The sequence below is a fragment of the Streptomyces sp. NBC_00872 genome, assembly GCF_045161915.1.
In the GTDB taxonomy this organism is placed as follows: Bacteria; Actinomycetota; Actinomycetes; order Streptomycetales; family Streptomycetaceae; genus Streptomyces.
Genome location: NZ_CP108806.1, coordinates 8,158,790 through 8,175,985, shown reverse-complemented (window position 1 = coordinate 8,175,985; position 17,196 = coordinate 8,158,790). Strand labels below are relative to the sequence as shown.

Here is a 17,196-nt window from a genome sequence, read left to right as displayed (position 1 = left end):
TCTGTTCCGATTCGTCGAGCGACGAATCATTGGTGAGTGGCGTGGGCGCATGGCGAGGCTGGGCGTCATGACCCCAACCGCCGAACCCGCGCAGGGCAACCACCGTGCCACCTACCGGGAGGTGCTGGCCGAGCCACGATTCCGGCTGCTCTTCTCGACCCGCACCGTCGCGATCACTGCGGACGCGCTGCGGATCACCACGTTCTCGGTGCTGGTCTTCTCGGCCACCGGCTCCGCGCTGCTGAGCGCACTGGCCTTCGGCATCGGCTTCATCCCGCAGTTGTTCGGCTCGCTGCTGCTGGGCTCACTGGCCGACCGACTGCAGCCCCGCGCGCTCATCACCGGCGGCTATGCCTTGACGTGCGCCGCCGCCCTGCTGCTCGCCCTGGTGCGGATGCCGGTCGCGGCAAGCCTCGGTGTCGTGGCGCTGGTCGCCCTCGCCACACCGGTGTTTCACGGCGCGTCAAGTCGGCTGGTCGCGCAGTCGCTGGAGGGCGACGCCTATGTACTGGGCCGTTCACTGAACAACATCGCTGCCTCCGGCGCGCAATTGTTCGGTCTGGCGCTGGGAGGTGCGACCGTCGCGGTACTCGGCCCGCACCGGGCGCTCGCGGTAAGCGCCGCCCTCTACCTCGGCTGCGCGCTCGCTATCCGCATCCGGCTACCCCGGCTCCAGCGGGGAGAGTTCGGCGGCACACCCGGCAGCGCTCGGGACGATGGCGGGGCCGTCCGGGCAAGCCTGCACGGTGCCGGCCTGCTGCTGCGCGGACGCACGGTGCGACGACTGATGCTGGCCCAGTGGCTGCCGCCCGCGTTCGTAGCGGGCGCGGAAGGTCTGATCGTCGCCTACGCGGGAGGACGCCACTTCACGCCCGGCTGGTACGCGGTGCTGATGGGCTGTCTGCCGGTCGGCATGCTGGTCGGTGACCTGCTGGTGGGCCGACTGCTGCAGCCACCCACCCGGGAGCGACTGGTGGTCCCGTTGATTGCGCTGATGGGACTGCCGCTGGTCGGCTTCGCTGCTGAGCCCGGAGTGGGCGTCTCGTCCTGTCTGCTGCTGCTCTGCGGATTGGGATTCGCCTACGGTCTCGGCCTGCAACGGCCGTTCCTGGACGCCCTGCCGCAGGATGGCCAGGGCCAGGCCTTCGGTCTGCTCGGCTCCGGCAGCATGACGCTGCAGGGCGTCGGGCCGGTCTGCTTCGGCTCGGTGGCCGCAGGCATCGGAACAGGCGGTGCAGTCGCCCTGGCAGGCGGTGCGGCGGCGCTTACCGCCAGCTGGATTCTCACCTGGCACCCGCCCACCTCCCCGGTCCCCGTCCCGAACTGCTCAACGGGATCAGAGAACGGCACCGAACAGGATGCGTGTATTTCTCCTGAGCAGTAACCGTCGCCGGTCGAGTCGGCCGCGAGCCGTCACGCACCCCACCCCCACCCCCACGTCTCCCTGACAGACAGTCATTGTCGTTGGTTCATGTGTTAGGAGTCCTAAGCCTCGGCTCTGCCAAGAAGAAGCGCTCCAACTCCGGGCCCGTCAGCTCCTCGACGAACTTTCCGTACGCCTCGGCTTGGTCATCCGTCAGAGATTCCACCGGCACACGGCGGAGCCAACCACCCGCCGCTACAGACCATGGATCTTTCTCAGCGCCAAACGCTGTACAGATGTTCCCCAAGCCCGGGCTCATGAACTCGTCCGTGCAGAGCACCTCGCCGCCCACCCACGCGCAGGTTCCCGCGACTGAGCGGCCAGAAAACCGCGAACCCGCCTGCTTCGCCCGGCGGCAAGGTCGAGCCGGGTGAGACACCGCGGGCCACCGCCGCGCGTGAGCTCATGGAGGAGACCGGTCTGCGGGGTGAGCTACTGCCCGTACCGGCGGCCGTCTCTGTCCGTTCCTACCGTGCCGACCGGTCGCCGACGCTTGGCCTGTCCTACACGGCCGTCATCGGACGTGATGTGCCGTTCGGCGGGGAGAGCGGCCAGCCGCCGGCCTGGATCGATCTCGACGACACGTGGGAGAGCGCCTTCCCCGAGGACCGCGACCGGATCCGCGCGCACGTACGCAGGCTGGCGGCCGGGCACGGAGTCGGGGCGCACTGACCCTGTCACCGGCGACCGGCGACCGCCAGGGCCTGGTCGTCCGGCTCCGCACATGATCCTTACGCGATCCAGCAGTACAGCCCCTGGCGCTGCCTCGCGGCGCTGCGGGCGATTGCGGCAAGATCGCTCAGAATCTCACCAGCCACATCCGCCTCGATGACCTCGCCGTCCTCCGCTCGCCGCCCGACCCACGAGGCCGCGATCTCATGCAGCCGGAACCGCTCCGCTCGGGCGAGGGCCGTGACCAGGCCGTGAGAGACGACGAAAACGACACAGCCGTCATCGGCCTCCCCAGCGATGATGCGCGGCTCACCGGTCTCGACGCGGTCCTCGACGTCGCCACCATCAAAGAGGCACTCCCACTCGACCACAGCCTCCTCGGGATCGAAGTTGCCGCACGAAAGCGCTTCGAAGACACGTCCCGGCCCGGTCCCCAGCGCGAGAGCGGCGGACGCGTCATCCGGCGCGACGAAGAACTCAACGATGATGCTCACCCGTGCATGATGCCCGGTGAGGAGTGGTGAACCGTCTGTGCACGAGTTGCCGCCGGGAAACGGTGAGTACGGCGTTCGCCACGCGGTCACCCCGAAGCCAAGATCATCCCGCTCTGATTCAGAAAGGGAACATCGGCGCAACACTGTGCGTCCGGAACATGAAGGATGAGGAAATCTTGTAATCCATCGCCGGTTTTCATCGACGAATCTCCCACGAAATGACGTTTAATATCGCGACCCGTTCATCCGACTGAGACCCCGAGGTACCCGTGGCGCCGCTCAGCAAGCTCTACCAACAGATCAACGACGTTGTGCTTCCGGACGCGATCCCCTACTCCCAGGTGAGCGCGTGGGAATTGCGTTTTCTCTACCTGTTGGGACGCCATCGGCTGACGGGAGAGGGCAAGGTGATCGAGCTCGGGTCGGGCGGCGGCGGATCCACGTATGCGTTCGCGCTCGGTCTGAAGGAGAACCCTGCCTTCGACGAGAGGAAGAACAAGCTGCACGCGTACGACTTCTTCCGGGTCGGTAAGGGCACCTTCGCCTCCGAGAAATTCTTCTCGGCCGGGGTCGCGCCCGAGGACAGCAACTCCTTCCTCGACGACTTCAAGGACAAGCTGGATCCGTTCATCGACTTCATCGAGCTGCACCCCGGCGACATCTGGCAGACGTCCGACCCCGAGGACCACAGCCCCATCGAGTTCCTGCACGTCGACATCGCCAAGACGGCGCGGGTCTTCCGCTGTGTGGCCGAACGCTTCCTGCCCCGCCTGGAGCCGGGCTCCGTGCTGCTGCACCAGGACTTCGCCAGCCCCCGGCTGCCGTGGCTGCACTACAGCACCGGTCTGCTGCTCCCGTACATCGAGATCGCCGGGCCTCCCATCCGCTCCACATTGGCCTTCGAGGTGGTCAAGCCCATCCCGCAGGATGTGCTGCAGGCCATAGCCGAGGACGCCTTCGACGTCGACGAGAAGCTGAAGCTGATGTCGGCCGTCCAGGACGTCGTCGACCGGGACTACACCAAGGGGATCCCGTTCAAGGCCGTGATCGAACTCGCCAAGGCCTATGTCGCCCACTACGAGGGTGACCACCGGCGCGCCTGGAAGATCGCCAAGCCGCTGACCTCGGACGAATACCTGAGCCGGACCCGCAAGGACCACTTCGCCCAGCTGGAGAAGGCACTGAAGGAGGCCACGCCCAGCGGCGGATCCTCAGGTCTCGCCAAGCTGGTCAAGAAGGTGACGGGCAGGGCGTAGCCGCCGGGTGGTGGCGGGGGCGCCGAAGCGCCCCGGGGTGGTGGCCGGCGCCGGTACGGTGACCGGGAGACACTGGCCACGATCATCGTCGTGGCGACCACGGGCGGCACCTGGACACAGGCCCCGCCGGTGTCCGGCCCACCCCGAGCCACCACGCACCACGCCACCAAGGGCTGTCCCGCGAAGGCCCTGCGGGGGCTTGGGCGGCCTCGAAGAGGGCGGGGCGGGGCCGCACGGATACGGTGGCGGAGGTTGAGGTTCGTAGGGATGGCAAAGTCTCTGGGGGACCAGCGGGGACGCAGCCAGTTGTCTGTGGAGAACGCGGGCGACCGTGACCTCTGTCTCTTCATCGAGCCGTACGGTGAGGACTACTGGCTGAAACCCGGGGAGGTCTTCACGGTCGCGCCCGACGTCGAGGGAATCGATGTCTGGTTCTCCACCTCTGTCTGGCAGGAAGGCATCACGGTGTGGCTCTATGAGGACGGCGACCCTCACAAGGTTGTCCTGGAGTACGCGGTCGCGGATGCCAACGGCACCCGGCTGGAGTGCGGCCACCAGAGGCCTCCGAAGCCAGCCGACTCCGACGCGGCCGAGCTGGGGTGAACTCCTCGGTCACCGGCTCGGAGCAGGATGGTGCGGCTGGGCGATGGCCGGCATGGCGTGGGACCGATCTGACGGACGACGCGACAGGCACCGGCCTTCAGGAGGCGTCGGGGGCCGGTCGTGTCTTCGGTCCGCCGGTCCGGCGGATCTTCCGGGACGTCGTCGTCGATCGTCTGCCGGGCCTTCGGCCTCCGCAATCTGCGATGTTGTTCAGTCCTTCGGCGGACCCGTCCTGGCACGACAGGGGCTTCCTGCGCGACTTCTACAGCGAGATCCTCCACCAGGACACCTGCCAAGCGGACACCGCCGACGGCGTCGCCTTGCTTTCCGCCCTCGCCACGGACGACCGAGTGCCGCCGCAGCACCGGTTCGAGACGGTGCGCCTCCTGTTCAGCATCGCCACCGTCGCGGATCGCCATCTTGCCGAATGCTGGCCGGACCTTCCGCCGCACGCCGATCCCAGCAGTGAGGCCCGCGCCCGGCAGGCCGTCCAGTCCAGCACTCCGGAGTTGCTGGGCCGGTGGGCCGTCGAATGCGGGGCGGTCCGTCTGGCTCTCGCCGGCCTCGCCGTGGTCTTCCCCACGGCCCGCACACTGCCCGCGCTGACACCGCGGCTTCGAGTCTTCACCGACCAGCACTCCCGAGGCACCGACATCGGCGATTACGTGCGATTCGTCCTGCTGCTGGCCGCCCGCGACGACAACCGGACCCTCGACGCGGTCGAGACGTTCACGGACGCGTACTGGAGAGGCACCGCACGTGGGGCACCGACACGGGCACGGGCGCTCCACCTGCTCGGTCAGATGCTGACCAAGGTCGGAACGGTCCTCGCAAGGTCACGCGCCGGGGATGACACGACCGCGGGCGCGGGGAATACGTGATCTTCCACCGGGCCTGAAGCTCCGGTGGACCACGCGGGAGCCGCGGGCCGCGCGGTTCCCGGCTCGGGGTGAAGGCGCGGCAGGGTGGGCCCGACCGTAGGAGTCGGACCCACCCCGTTCAGCTCTTCTTCCTCCCGGACAGGGATGCAGCGGCCCGCGACAGCAGGGCAGTCGCCACACTCCACCTCGTGCCAGACCTGTGGGAGGGGCCGTGCGGGAAGGTCAGAACGCCGAGGTGTACGCGGTGAAGAAGGGAGCCTTCACCGGAGTTCCGCCAGGGCCGAAGCAGTTGACGGGGAGCTGGACGGCGCCGCCGGTCCTGGTCCATGGGGCGTACAGACCGCAGTATTCGGGCCCGCTGCCGTAGGCGGTGGTCTGAGCGGTGTCCGAGGGGACGGCCACCGACGGCAGGGTGACGACGAAGGGCGTTCCCGAGCCACCGAGGGTGTTGGTGGCGCTGCTGGAGTTGTAGTTGGTCAGCGGGGGCAGCGATCCGTTGTACCAGAGGTAGCCGAACGACCTCGGCGGGAAGGCGGGTCCGTGCACCGCCCGCAGATAGGAGTAGCTCAGGGTCCATTTGGCGTCGTACGGGGCGTTGGACGCGTCGTAGCAGGCGACCAGAATGGTCTGCCCGGTGGAACCGGGTGCCCAGTCGGACACCTTGCAGTGTGCCCCTTGCCTCGCATCGACCGCTGTGACCTGGATGTTGCCGGCGTAGCTGGACAGTCCGAGACCGGGAAGCCACGCCTTCCAGATACCGGTCCCGCCCTTGCTCACCGTGTTCACGGCCCCGGTGGAGTTGTACTGCGTGAGCACCGCGCCACTGATGTCGGAGTACAGGTAGCCGTACGAGCCGGTCGGTGTGGCGGGAGCGCCGCTGCTGCTGGTGTACAGCACGGTGAAGGCGGAGTTGTCGGGTGCGCCGCTGGGGAGATAGCAGTTGACGTAGACGTCCTCACCGGATCCCGCGGGCCGCCAGTCGGCGAGCTGGCACCAGTGTCCGGCCCTGCTGACCGCGGTGGCATGGGCGATGCCGCCCCGGCCGCCGATCTGCGGGAAGTGCACCACGTACGAGCCGAGGCCGAGCTGGTCGACCTTGACGGGGTTGGCGGTCGGAGAGGTCCAGCTGCCCCACTGGCGGGAGGGGTCGGGTACGTAACCGGGGGGCGGCGTGGGGTTGTCCAGGTAGGCGAATCCCCAGCGGTCGGGGACGGCGGCCTGGGCGGTGCCGGCGGTGGGCAGGGCTGCGGCCAGCAGAGCGGCCAGCATCCCCATGACGAGAAGAACGGCCCGGACGGGTCTGTTCGACGGAACTGCGGTGCGGGCGTGCATGAGCGTACCTCCTGTTGGTGAGGTCGGTGCTGCCTGCGCGGTCCGGTGCTGTGTACGGACGTCCGGCGTGTGCGGAAGTCCGGCGTGTGCGGTTCCGGGACGGGCGGTCTCAGCGCTGTCCTGCGGGCGGCTGTGGGGAACCGCGGGGGCCGCGTGTCCGCCCGTGTCCCGACGGTGCGTCACACGCTTTGGCCCGGCTGCTCACCGTCCCAGAAGAACGGCCCGTTGTGGCGTTCTCCGCCAGCCGTTCCGGTGTCCCCCCGCCTCCCTTCCGGTGTCCGCCGCATCTGTCCCAGGGGGTTCCGGGACGCGCTCCGCCACCACGGGTCACAGCGCGCGTAGGCCGGTCCGGCCGCTCCCCCGTGATCGGTCGCCGCACCCCGCCCCATCCGCCCCACCCCCTTCTGTGCGTACCGTCACCGCACATGGCCGGAACATGCTTCGGTGGGTGGTTTGCGCGTCCTCTGCCCGGCCGGTCCTGAACGGCGACGGCGTGGAAGTCCGCCACCGCCTCGGCCGGTGGCCGCCGGGATCACACTGCCGGGGAGCCCCGCAGATGACCGCGCGGCCCGTCGTCGCCACCTCTCACCCTCAACACAACGCGGTGGGCAGTGGGAAACCGGTGGCTCAGTCGATTTCGACAAGGTGGACCTTCCCGGGGAAAGGAACCGTACGAGCCGGCTGATCCCGCCACGGTTGTTGTGGATCGATCCCGGGCAACGCACCGTTCCGGGAACGGAGTTCATCCGATCGTGGACCGGAGCAACCACCGTCCCGCGCAGGGGTGTCGGCGGTCGATGAGGGCACGAGGGCCGATGAGGGCCGATGGTCCTCGGCTCAGGGGAAGTCGTTGAACGCGATGCCGCGTCCGGGTGGACCTGCTACTGATGGACCAGCGGCCCGTCGCGGTCCTCCCGGGCGTGGCGGAAGTCCCGCTGCCGCATGGACAATGGATCTCCTCCCGTGACGGGTTTCCCGGAGCCCGGCACGCTGACCGGCGAGGCGAAGGAGTGCGGCGTGGGCGAGCGAGCGGCGCCGTCCCCGGACTCCCTGCGCGCGGCCGACATCCTGGCCATGCACCGGCTGGCCCACAAGGCGGACGGCGTACAGGCTCTGCTGCGGTGGCTGGCGCGCCGGACGGGGTGCTGGGTCGGGCTGGTGGACCCGGCCGGCGGCGTAGAGGCCGCGTCTTCCCACGGGAGCGGCCCGGATGTGATGGCGCTCGTGGCCGACGGGCTGCGCGTGATGCGTGAGCGGGGGCTGCGTACGTTCGTCGCGGGCGAGTCCCCGGGCCGATCGGGCGCGCTGCTGGCCGTCGGCATACCCGGGGACCGCTCCGGGCCCGAACCGTCCGAACTGGTCCTCGCCGTCGTCGGACCCGACCCGCTCGGGACGGCGGCCCCGGTCGACGCGGTGCCGCTGCTCGGGGTCTGCTGGCGGGCGAGGGAGACCGAGCGGACCCGGCGGCGCGTGGAGATCGCCGACGCGCGCGGACGGGAGGCCGTGCTGCATCTGCTGATGTCCGGGAACCTCACGACGGCGCATCAGATCGCGGGTGCCCTCGCGCCGCGCCTGTCCGATCCGGCCCGGTTCCATGTCGTCGAGTGCGGTGCCGGCCGGCGGGCCGAGGCGATCCGTGTCTGCGCCGAACTCACCGCCGGCCAGGCGTGGATCGTACGGTGTCCCGTCTACTCCGACCATGTGCTCATGGTCGCGCCGGCGAGCCTCGGCGCCGTCGGCGCCCGGCCGCTGGAGGCGGCGCTCGCGGCCGAGATCGAAGGCTGTGTCGTGGGGACCGGCGACGCGCTGGCGCTGCGTGACACGGCCGCCGGCTACGAACAGGCTTTCCACGCGCTCGCGGTGGCCCGTGGCCGTCCCGAGCGCTGGGCACGGTTCGACGCCGCGCTGGGGCTGCCCGTCGTGGCGGGCCGCCATGGCCACGCCTGGGCCGACCGTCTGCTGGCGCCGCTGACCGGGCATGTCCCCGCCCGGACCACCGCCCCCGACAGCCGCGCGCTGACCGACACGGTCCGGTCGTGGCTGTCCTTCTCGTCGGCCGCGACCCGGCATATGAAGATCCACCGCAACACCCTGGCCTCGCGCCTCCGCCGCGTCGAGTCGCTCCTCGGTCTGGACCTGGAGCTGGTGGGCGACCAGGCGAGACTCGATCTGGCCCTGCGGATAGGGGCGTTACCGCGCGTGGCGGACCACAGGCAGACAGGCACGGCAGGGCCAGGAGGCACGGCGGAGCCGGCGAGTACGGCGGAGTCGACGGACGCGGCGGACGCGGCGGACGCGGCGGAGCCAGTGGGCACGACGGCAGAGCCAGCGGGTACGACGGAGCCAGCGCGTACAGCGGGCGTCGCGGGCCTGGCGGGCCTAGCGGGCCCGGCTCCGGTCGAGGACGTCTTCGAGGCGCTGCTTCGCCTGCCGGCCGTACGGGAGTGGGCGCTGACGCAGTTGCGCCCCGTGCGTGAGGAAGCACCCGCGCTGGAGGCGACACTGCGTACCTGGTTACGGAACGACACCCGGCTGAGTGCGACGGCGCAGGCGCTCGGGGTGTCGGTGACGGGAACCCGTAAGCGGCTGATGCGGCTCGAACAGGTCATGCGCCGGTCGCTGGTGAGGGTCCCGAACGCGCGCCATGACCTGTGGCTGGCCGTCGAGGTCCTCGACCGCGGAAGGCCGGACAGGAACTTCTGAAACCGCCGGCCGGTCAGGCTGTGCACTTCGTCTCTCGCCGGGCCGCCGCACGGAACCTAGAGTCAGGGCCGTGTTCACGCCCCGGACCGGGGGCGGGGCGTGAACGCGACCACGGCAGGACCGGGTCACGTACGTCCGACGGCCGAAATTCCCTGCTCCGCCGGTGTCGTTCCTGCTAGACAACACTGATGGGCCACATCGAGATCCGTACCGCGAGCATCGTCGAGGTTCCCGACCTGCTGGCCTTCTGGGCCCGGTCGGCCGAGGGCACCAGCATCACCGACGACACGGACGGGGTCACCCGTCTACTCGCACGTGACCCGGAGGCCCTGCTGGTGGCCGAACGCGACGGATCGATCGTCGGCACGGTCATCGCCGGTTACGACGGCTGGCGCTGCCATCTGTACCGGCTGGCCGTCGACCCGGACCAGCGCCGCCAGGGCATCGCCGCCGCGTTGCTCGCCGCCGCCCACGACCGCTTCGTGGCACTCGGCGGCCGCCGGGCCGATGCGATGGTCCTGGACCACAACGAGCCCGGTCGGCATGCCTGGAGCGCCGCCGGCTACCACGCCGAGGAGCAGTGGAGCCGCTGGGTCAGACCGCTTGTCTGACAGTTCCGCGTCAAAGTCTCCTGTCCGACAGTTCGGCCGGAGTCCGCGGCGCACAGCGGGATCACATCCGCGGCTGGAGTGCCAGGGCACCTACCGGGTGGTGATCGATCCGCGGGATTTCCCTTCGCGGGCACGGAACTTCCGGGCCCCGCGGGTCACCGGAGGCCGTGGTGGACCAGACCCAGAGCCAGGGCGGCCACCGCGGTGGAGAGGAACGCGATCCCGCCTACGATGTCGCGGGAGCCCACCCGCAGATGGGCGGTGATCGCGCCGATGAAGTACAGCACGAGGCCGGAGGCGGCGAGGGTTCCCAGGAGCGGTACGGCGAACCCGGCCAGCAGCCCCACGGCGCCCGCCGCCAGCAGCGCTCCCAGCACCGGTACCCACTTCCGGGGCACGCCCTTCATGTCCGCCTGGGTCTTGGGGTATTCGTGGCCGATCAGATAGGTGACGGCGGCGGCACCGTTGAAGACCGCGCCGAGGATGGTGACCGTGACATAGGCGGCGAACACGATTTCTCCGTTTCTGCGGGGAACAGCATTGCTGGGCACTCCGTGGTGGCGTGCCGTTCTCGTGGATGACGAACCGGCGACTCGATATGTGACATCGGGTGGCAGCCGGGGAAACGCTGCCGCGGATCGCCCCTCCTCGCGGGTCCATCGCTCCCAGCCGCTCCCCCATTCATGTCAACGCGATTCAGGATTGGTTCGCCTGACATACAGGAGAAAAGGGAGGCGGCGGCTTCCTCGCCATTCCTAGCCTTGGGTCCGCTCCCGGCGATCCGAGAGGTGGCCGGCCAGAGACCGGTGCGGCCGGGAGCGTGACGAGGAGTGTGTAATGACTGCGCGCACAAGATGGATCGTGGCCTTCGCCGGAGCGCTGCTCGCGGCTGTCGGGCTCTCGGCTGTCGGGCTCTCGGCTGTCGGGCTCTCGCTCGGATCCGCTTCCGCGTTCGCGACGGCCGGGCATCAGAGTTCCGCGCCGCACGAGCGCGTGCGGGTGATGACTCTCAACACCTTCTACGGCGGCGACGACCTCGACCTCGCCACCGAGGACTTCTGCGCGACGCCGAACGGGTGCGCGGAGACCCTGAAGCAGATCGAGCGTGCCATCAAGGACGCCCGTGCCGACATCGTCGGTGTGCAGGAGTCGGAGCGCAACACCGAGCGGATCGCGTCGGCGCTCGGCTGGTACGGCAGCGACCGGGCGCACGTGATGTCCCGGTTCCCCGTCATCAACCCGCCTGGCGGCAACGGCCTGTACGTGTTCGTCGAGGTGGCGCCGGGACGGGTGATGGCCGTCGCCAACACCCACACACCGTCCGACCCCTACGGCCCGTACCTCGTACGGGACGGCGGCAGCCCGCGGGACGTGCTCGACCTCGAACGCGACGTCCGCCTGCCCGCTGTCCAGGACCAGATCGACGTGCTGCCCCGACTCGCCCGGCAGGGCATCCCGGTCACGCTCACCGGTGACTTCAACAGCCCGTCGCACCTGGACTGGACCCAGGCCGTCGCGGACGCGCGGCCGGACGTCCCCTTCGCGGTGAAGTGGCCGGTCAGTGCCGCCCTGGCGAAGGCCGGGCTGCACGACACCTACCGCGAGGCGCACCCCGACCCGGTCGCCGTTCCCGGCTTCACCTGGACGCCGGGCAGCCCGGAGGCCGACCCGCACGAGGTGGACGACCGGATCGACTGGGTGCTTCGCGCCGGTCCGTCCCGCACGATCGACAGCACCGTCGTCGGCGAGAGCGGCGGACCGGACGTCGGGGTGGGTCTGTCACCCTGGCCGAGCGACCACCGCGGAGTGGTGTCCACGCTGGAGGTCGAACCGGCGGTGCCACCGGTCCTGGTCGCGCCGGCCACCCGTTCGGTCACGATCGGCAAGACGCTCCCGGTCACCTACCACGCCCCCGGCAAGCCGGGTGAGCGCGTGGCGCTGCTGGACCGGCGGGGCCGGACCGCGGCGTGGCAGCCGACGGGCAAGACCGGACGGCAGGACGGCACGGTCGCCTTGCCGACCAAGCGCCTGCGCCAGGGCGAGTACGACGTCGTCCTCCGCTCCAACGGCGGCAAGGTGCTCTCGAAGACCCAGGTGTGGCTCTACCCCAAGGGCGAGCCGACCCGGGTGTCGGTGGGCAAGAGCACGTACCGGACGGGCCGGCCGATCGACGTCTCGTGGTCGAACGCCCCGGGCATGGGGCTGGACTGGATCTCGGTCTTCGCCTGCCCGAAGAACAAGTGCGAGCCGAACTCCGACTACCTCGTCTACACCTACACCGGTTCGCGGATCGAGGGCCACGGCGAGATCGGGCCGGACTCGATCGGAGCCGAGGACTCCTGGCCGCTGAAACCCGGCAGGTACGTGGTGCGCCTGCTGCCGGACGACGGGCTGCTGTCGGTAGCCGAGTCCAAGGTCTTCACGGTGTCCTGATCCCGGCGTCCTGACCCAGGTCTCCTGGCCCGTCGGACCTTCGGGCCTTCGGACCGTCGGGCCTGATCACCGGTCGATCGGCCGGGTCCCGGCCATGACGGCTGGTGCGCGACAGTGTTGCGCTGTGCTGTGCTGTGCTCTGCTGCCCATGCTTGATCGTCCGCGCGGAGGGCGGTCGCGGCCGAGTCGTAATGAGGTGGCGGTGGACGGCGACCTGGTGTTTGGATGCCCCGCGTGACTTCTGCGGATCTTGATGACTGCCCCGAGCGGATACTGCTGGACCAACTTGAGTGGTACTACGACGCGGTGCCGCGCCATGGTGCACGGGCCGAGGACTTCGGGCCGCTGACTCTGTTCGTGCGGGAAGGGCAGGGGTGGCCGTTCTACGCACGTCCGGCTCTGGGATGGTCCGGAGCGGTGAGTGCCGCCGCTGTGGACCGAGTCCGCGCCCGGCAGCGTGAGCTGGGGGTCCCGGAGAGTTTCGAGTGGATCGCCGAGACCACACCCTTGCTTCGTGTCGCGATCGAGGATTCGGGGCTCGTGGTTCACGAGCACCCCTTGATGGTGCTCGACCCGGGCGCGCCGGTGCCCACCGCGGACGAGTTGCCCGTCGGATCGTCGGTACGGATCATCGGGCCGGACGATCCGGCGCTGGCGAGCGCGCTGGCCGTGCCGCACCTCGCCTTCGCGGAGCCCGGAACCGGTGTCGGCTCGGCGGGAGTCGACGAACTGGCGGAAGCTGTACGTATACGAGCGGAGGACGGGTCGGTGGACCGCGCGGTGGCGCGGATCGAGGCCGGTCTGACCGCGGTCGCCGCAGCGGTGGAGAGCGGGACGGTGCTGTGCGCGGGCCAGCATCAGCCGGTCGGGGCGGTCAGCGAGATCGTCGGTGTCGGAACACTGCCCACCGCACGCCGTCGCGGACTCGGGCTCGCGGTCACCGCGGCACTCGTAGCCGACGCACGATCGCGAGGCGTGGAGACGGTCTTCCTGTCGGCAGGCGACGACGACGTCGCCCGGATCTACGCCCGGCTCGGCTTCCGGCGTATCGCCACCGCGCTGATCGCCGAGCCCGCTGAGTAGCGAGCCTGCCGAGTAGCGAACCGCTGAGTAGAGAAGCCGTCTCCGGAGGCCCGGTCAGCCGGACATGGCAACGGCCGTACGGGGTGGGGAGCTTGTGACCCGGTCGTCTTCGGCCGGACACCGCCGGCGTAGGCGACCAGCCCCGGTGTGCGGCCCGGGGCCCTGGCGCCCGCAAGGGAGGCTTACGGCTTCCTGGTCGTGGCGCGAGTGTGTGGCGAGGGAATGAGGGCCGCCGTCGGTGAACCCTCGGGCCGGGACGCCGTATTGATGTTCTCCAGCGACAGCCCTCTGGTCCGCACGCCGAACGCGACAGCGGTCGCGGCCAGCAGCATGGCCGCCGCCCCGACCATGTATACAGCCCCCACTCCGACGCCGTAGAAGAGCGGGACCATATAGAAGGGCGCTGCCCCGCTCGACAGCCGGTTCAGCGAGAACAGCCAGCCGTTGGCCGTGGTGCGCAGGCTCGTCGGGAACTGTTCCAACTGGTAGATGTGGGTGGCGTTGGTCTTGATGTTGGCCACCACGGTGAAACAGAAACCGAGAGTCGTGATCATCACCGCCGACCGCGCGTACCCGTAAGCGAGTCCGATCGCCGCCATGGCCAGCAGCGCCACACACAGGATCCACTTACGCTCGGCCCTCTCCACGATGTGCATGGACAGGTACGAGCCGATCGGCGATCCGAGGAACGACAGCGTCATGAACGTGAGCGAGCTGTCGAGATCGAACCCCTTCGCCTGAAGTGCGAGCGAGGCGAGGCTGCTGAAGCCGTAGTACCCGATCGGCCCGAGAGCCCACAGCAAGGCCATCAGCGCCGTACGGCGGGCCAGGGGCGCCCGAAAGAGCATGCGGACGGGCAGTCGCTTCTCCACGGGCGGAGGTACCGCCTCTTCCTGCATGGGCGCGGGCGGCGGCCTCCACCCCTCCGCCTCCGCGGCCTTCTCGAAGACGGCGGTCACCTTGTCCGCTTCCGCCGACCGGCCGACCGTCTCCAGCCACCGGGGTGACTCGGGCAGACCTCTGCGGACGAAGAAGGTCAGCACCGCGCCCAGGGACCCGATCGCGAACATCCACCGCCATCCCGCCACACCGAGCGGGGCCTTGTCGACGAGCAGCAGGCTCAGAAATCCGACAACGGGTACGGCGACATGGGCACAGGTATATGCCTTTGCCGCGTAATAACCGCGCCGGGCCGGCGGCAGAATGTCGGCCAGATACGCGTCGGTCACCGGGAGTTCGCCGCCGATTCCGACGCCGATGACAAAACGGCAGGCGATCAACGTCCAGATGTCCGGCGCGAAGGCGCAGGCGATCGTACCCGCCGAGTACAGACTGAGCGTGATCATGTAGGCGCCGCGCCGCCCGATCCGGTCCGCCACCCGCCCCACCACGACCGCGCCGAGGAAGCCTCCGACGACGGTCGACGCGAGGAACAGCGAGAGAGAGATTCCGCTCAGGGAGAAGGTTTCCTTGAGAGTGCTCAACAAGGCACTCATCAAGAAGAGTTCGTAGATTTCGAAGAAGTTGCCGAGCGCCATCACATTGACGAAGCGCTTATGGCGTGCTGTCACCGGAAGTCTGTCGAGTCGGGCCTCGATCGATAGTCCGGCAGTAGCTCGCGAACTGTGCATACGTTCTTCCCCTCAGGGCTCCGAGACGGAATCCCTTGGTCATGGGAATTACTTGAGCAGGGCGATCTAGGGAGAGAGTAAGGATGTTGGCGGCATGACACGCGCAACTACCCTCCGCACCCACTGGAAGCAGGAATCGACGCACAGCCGTACGAAGGTCCCACGGCGGCAAGGCACTTCGGCCTGGAAGAGGGATACAGCGGCGGCTGAGCGACTTCGGCCTGGTGGCGCGGCTGGTTACTCTTCGCATCCATCCGGACGTCAATCACATCAAGGCATTTACGGATGGACAGAGCGGTCCGGACCCGGCCGACGATGTCCGCCGCTCTCCAGAACCGCGGGAATGTGTCACCGCAATTGGCCGCCGATTTCCGTCGGAATTCTGCGGCGCGTTTCCGAGAAAACACCTCGCGGGATTTTCGCGGCCGCCGACGGTGACAACGGCTGCCGCTGCCGCGCCTCGAACACCAAGGACGTGCAGGCTCGAACACGGCACCGGATGAGCCGATCGCTTCCGTTACCAAGCACACGGCTCCCCCACGGCGGTTCATGCCGCGGCTGACGATGTGACGGGCAAGCGGTTGCCGCACGTTGACAGAAAGATCGATACATCGCACACGAACCGTCACGAAAGAACAACGGGCGACCGCTTGTATTCATATACGATGATTACGGACATGTCCGTGTTTTGTAACTTGGAATTAATTCGCCCGGAATAGGCGATCGAGGCGGACAGGCTGTAGGTCCCGGCATCGGACCGGGGAATCCGTACAGCGCACCGGCTCCGGCCGGTGCGCATCTGAGGGGGCATCATGTCTTCTTCCCGTACCGCCCGTCGCCTGGTCGCGGGTGTTCTGGCATCCGGCGCTCTTCTCGCCGCGGCGGCTCTGCCGGCCTCGGCCCACGACGGCCACGGCCGGCACCAGACCCCGCGCTCGACCGTGGCCCTGGGGGAAATCCAGTACGACAGTCCCGGGCGGGACAACGGCTCCAACCGGAGCCTGAACGCGGAGTGGGTCGAGGTCACCAACAACGGCCGCCGTGCGGTCAACCTGAACGGCTGGACCCTGAGCGACTCCGACGGCAACCGTTACCGCTTCAAGAACCTGTGGCTGGACGGGCGATCCTCGGTCCGGGTCCACACCGGTCCCGGCCGTGACACCCGCACCGACGTCCACCAGGACAGCCGCGACTACATCTGGGGCAACCGCGGCGACACCGCGACCCTGCGCAACGACCGCGGCCGCACCATCGACAGCGAGTCCTGGGGCCGCGGCCACCACGGCGGAAACCGCCACTGACCACTGACCCCCGCCTCACACTCCTCCCTCACGCCCGACCCGAAGGCCAGGGGACCGAGGCTCCGCGCGGTGTGCCACAACCCGACCGGTTGCGGCACACCGCGCCACCGCTTCCACCCACCATGACGAATCCGCTCGCGCACAGCCCGGCCCGGCACCCAGAATGGTCTCCGTGTCCAACTCATATGCGCAGCCCATCCTCAGAACGGCTGACCTCTCAGAGGGACTACGGGTTGTCGAGCGACTGCTCGCGCTCGCCGATCTCGAGGATCTCGAAGTCGATTTCGAGGTACGGATCTCCTCGGCGGGGACCCTCTCACCGCTCCTGGAGTTGTTTCCGGATGCCGAGTGGTGGGCCGAAAACGACTGGAAGCGCTCATCGGCGAAGGGCGACAATCCGTCGGCGCACCTGCCCATCCTGTTGAGGCGCTGGGCCAGGTCACCAGAGACCGTGAACCCGTTCCTCGACGCGGTGGGCGACAGCCCGGCCACAGTGCGGTGGGATTTCACGGCCTGGCCCGAGGCCCCTGAAGTGGGCCTGGGCAGAGGGGGGGCCAGAGGCGCGTTCGTAACGCTGTGCGTGAACGCCCGCGATCTCGATCTGGAGGAACCCGCGACCGATCACACGGTCTTCGTTCACGTCAAGGAGTTCGAGTCCGAACGCGCGCCGTGGCTGGCCGCGCAGGTCGGGCTGCGCGTGATCGGTGACCTGGTGATGGCTCCGTACTGAGCACCCGCGTCACGCAGGCCGCCCCATGTCAGGCCGACGCCGC

15 protein-coding genes are annotated in these 17,196 nt (G+C 69.0%); 11 read left to right on the top strand and 4 right to left on the bottom strand.

Translation table 11 applies throughout. The annotated features are described in order from the left end of the window. Window positions 1-67: 67 nt before the first annotated feature. Together OG214_RS35000 and OG214_RS34995 are read left to right on the top strand one after the other, a co-directional pair. Window positions 68-1,384 carry an MFS transporter gene (locus tag OG214_RS35000; protein ID WP_405987019.1) on the top strand — a complete coding sequence of 439 codons (1,317 nt, stop codon included), beginning with the start codon at window positions 68-70 and terminating at the stop codon, window positions 1,382-1,384. Window positions 1,385-1,735: 351 nt separating this feature from the next. Further along, on the top strand, window positions 1,736-2,095 hold the full coding sequence (locus OG214_RS34995) for an NUDIX hydrolase (protein WP_405987697.1): 360 nt from the start codon (window positions 1,736-1,738) through the stop codon (window positions 2,093-2,095). 59 nt (window positions 2,096-2,154) lie between these two features. Here the strand turns inward: OG214_RS34995 and OG214_RS34990 are convergent, their stop codons facing one another. Continuing rightward, a complete protein-coding gene (locus OG214_RS34990) occupies window positions 2,155-2,589 on the bottom strand; it encodes a hypothetical protein (RefSeq protein ID WP_405987018.1) in 435 nt (144 codons plus the stop codon). Window positions 2,590-2,858: 269 nt separating this feature from the next. Here OG214_RS34990 and OG214_RS34985 point away from each other — a divergent pair, with 269 nt between their 5' ends. The 3 genes from OG214_RS34985 (at window position 2,859) to OG214_RS34975 (ending at window position 5,329) form a co-directional block, all read left to right on the top strand. Then, window positions 2,859-3,845 carry a class I SAM-dependent methyltransferase gene (locus OG214_RS34985; protein ID WP_405987017.1) on the top strand — a complete coding sequence of 329 codons (987 nt, stop codon included), beginning with the start codon at window positions 2,859-2,861 and terminating at the stop codon, window positions 3,843-3,845. 267 nt (window positions 3,846-4,112) lie between these two features. Beyond that, window positions 4,113-4,448, top strand: a complete 336-nt coding sequence (locus OG214_RS34980; protein ID WP_405987016.1) for a hypothetical protein — start codon at window positions 4,113-4,115, stop codon at window positions 4,446-4,448. Window positions 4,449-4,651: 203 nt separating this feature from the next. Beyond that, the gene (locus OG214_RS34975; protein WP_405987015.1) at window positions 4,652-5,329 is read left to right on the top strand and encodes a hypothetical protein; all 678 of its coding nucleotides are present in this window, start codon (window positions 4,652-4,654) and stop codon (window positions 5,327-5,329) included. Between the two features lie 222 nt (window positions 5,330-5,551). Here OG214_RS34975 and OG214_RS34970 read toward each other — a convergent pair whose 3' ends face one another. Further along, window positions 5,552-6,661: a hypothetical protein gene (locus OG214_RS34970; protein ID WP_363082204.1), complete on the bottom strand. Its 1,110-nt coding sequence runs from the start codon at window positions 6,659-6,661 to the stop codon at window positions 5,552-5,554. A gap of 963 nt (window positions 6,662-7,624) precedes the next feature. On the opposite strand from OG214_RS34970, the gene OG214_RS34965 reads away from it, so the two are divergent. Both OG214_RS34965 and OG214_RS34960 read left to right on the top strand, forming a co-directional pair. After that, the gene (locus tag OG214_RS34965) at window positions 7,625-9,364 is read left to right on the top strand and encodes a helix-turn-helix domain-containing protein (RefSeq protein WP_405987014.1); all 1,740 of its coding nucleotides are present in this window, start codon (window positions 7,625-7,627) and stop codon (window positions 9,362-9,364) included. Between the two features lie 188 nt (window positions 9,365-9,552). Next, window positions 9,553-9,975, top strand: a complete 423-nt coding sequence (locus OG214_RS34960; RefSeq protein WP_405987013.1) for a GNAT family N-acetyltransferase — start codon at window positions 9,553-9,555, stop codon at window positions 9,973-9,975. Window positions 9,976-10,130: 155 nt separating this feature from the next. On the opposite strand, the gene OG214_RS34955 is transcribed toward OG214_RS34960, so the two are convergent. Then, window positions 10,131-10,487 (bottom strand): DoxX family protein, encoded by a 357-nt coding sequence (locus OG214_RS34955; RefSeq protein ID WP_405987012.1) that lies wholly within the window; start codon window positions 10,485-10,487, stop codon window positions 10,131-10,133. A 325-nt stretch (window positions 10,488-10,812) separates the two neighbouring features. On the opposite strand from OG214_RS34955, the gene OG214_RS34950 reads away from it, so the two are divergent. Both OG214_RS34950 and OG214_RS34945 read left to right on the top strand, forming a co-directional pair. Beyond that, window positions 10,813-12,408: an endonuclease/exonuclease/phosphatase family protein gene (locus OG214_RS34950; RefSeq protein ID WP_405987011.1), complete on the top strand. Its 1,596-nt coding sequence runs from the start codon at window positions 10,813-10,815 to the stop codon at window positions 12,406-12,408. A gap of 234 nt (window positions 12,409-12,642) precedes the next feature. Then, window positions 12,643-13,491 (top strand): GNAT family N-acetyltransferase, encoded by an 849-nt coding sequence (locus OG214_RS34945; protein WP_405987010.1) that lies wholly within the window; start codon window positions 12,643-12,645, stop codon window positions 13,489-13,491. A gap of 182 nt (window positions 13,492-13,673) precedes the next feature. Here OG214_RS34945 and OG214_RS34940 read toward each other — a convergent pair whose 3' ends face one another. After that, window positions 13,674-15,062 carry an MFS transporter gene (locus OG214_RS34940; protein WP_363084901.1) on the bottom strand — a complete coding sequence of 463 codons (1,389 nt, stop codon included), beginning with the start codon at window positions 15,060-15,062 and terminating at the stop codon, window positions 13,674-13,676. Between the two features lie 872 nt (window positions 15,063-15,934). Here OG214_RS34940 and OG214_RS34935 point away from each other — a divergent pair. Then, window positions 15,935-16,423 (top strand): lamin tail domain-containing protein, encoded by a 489-nt coding sequence (locus OG214_RS34935; RefSeq protein WP_363084902.1) that lies wholly within the window; start codon window positions 15,935-15,937, stop codon window positions 16,421-16,423. Between the two features lie 163 nt (window positions 16,424-16,586). Next, window positions 16,587-17,153: a hypothetical protein gene (locus OG214_RS34930; protein WP_405987009.1), complete on the top strand. Its 567-nt coding sequence runs from the start codon at window positions 16,587-16,589 to the stop codon at window positions 17,151-17,153. The last annotated feature ends 43 nt before the right edge of the window (window positions 17,154-17,196 follow it).